The following is a 610-nucleotide window of genomic DNA, read 5'->3' as shown; positions in this document are numbered from 1 at the left end:
ACTGCTGCTGACATTGCTCAGCGTGCCGTTGGCCACCGTGAAGTCGGCGGTGGTCAGGCCGGTGATCGCCTCGCTGAAGGTGATGGTGACGGTGCTGGTCTCGCCGACTGCCAGGGCGGTATCCGCGACCGTGATGGTGGCAGTCGGGCGCAGGGTATCGATGGCATAGCCGTTGGACACCGAACTACCTGCCCCAGCATTGCCCGCCTTGTCTGTCACTCCAGCGTTGTTCAGCATGATCTGGTTGAACGAACTCTCCAGGTTGGCCGTGGGCGTGAAGGTCGCAGTCCAGGTGACGCCGCCATCGCTGCTGCTGACGTTGCTCAGCGTGCCGTTGGCCACCGTCAGGTCGGCATTGGTGAAGCCGTTCACCGCTTCGCTGAAGGTGATGGTGACCAGGGTGCTCTCTCCGGCTTGCAGTGCTGCATCCGCTACGACGATGGTGGCCGTCGGTCGCAGGGTGTCGATGGCGTAGTTGTTCGAGTCGCTGGTTCCTACTCCCGCATTACCCGCCTTATCTGTCACTCCGGTGTTGTTCAGCGTGATCCGGTTGACCGTGCTCTCCAGGTTGACCGTGGGCGTGAAGGTCGCCGTCCAGGTGACGCCGCCA

General features: G+C 62.8%; 1 protein-coding gene. It reads right to left on the bottom strand.

What is annotated here, in order from left to right; translation table 11 throughout:
- Positions 1–610: Ig-like domain-containing protein (locus tag AAIL67_RS24730; RefSeq protein ID WP_343485405.1), on the bottom strand; the 610-nt coding region annotated here is incomplete at both ends.

The sequence above is a fragment of the Comamonas sp. A7-5 genome, from assembly GCF_039581385.1.
Lineage (GTDB): Bacteria > Pseudomonadota > Gammaproteobacteria > Burkholderiales > Burkholderiaceae_C > Comamonas > Comamonas thiooxydans.
This window is presented reverse-complemented; position numbering and strand designations above follow the sequence as displayed.